Source organism: Paenibacillus popilliae ATCC 14706 (assembly GCF_000315235.1).
Lineage (GTDB): Bacteria > Bacillota > Bacilli > Paenibacillales > Paenibacillaceae > Paenibacillus_B > Paenibacillus_B popilliae.
In genome coordinates, this window is sequence record NZ_BALG01000280.1 from 1 (window position 1) to 207 (window position 207).

The 207-nt window shown below is 49.3% G+C and carries 1 protein-coding gene; it reads right to left on the minus strand.

Annotated elements, in window-relative coordinates:
- A partial coding sequence (locus PPOP_RS16045) for a polymorphic toxin-type HINT domain-containing protein (protein ID WP_006287675.1) occupies positions 1-207 on the minus strand: 207 nt, incomplete at both ends.

Sequence of the window (207 nt, forward strand, 5' to 3'; positions counted from 1 at the left end):
CCGCCTTCAGATGTCTTGCTTCCACCCATCCTTGGCCATGCACCCAGAACGGATGCTCCCCGGTTGTCGTGATTGGAATTCCTTTGACGGTAATGTGATACGCCTCATCCGCTTGACTCTGGAATAACTGAACAACTCTATGATACTCTGTTTTTCCCGTTGTTTCATCTTTTGCCTGAACGAGATCCCCGACCCGGATTTGTTCAA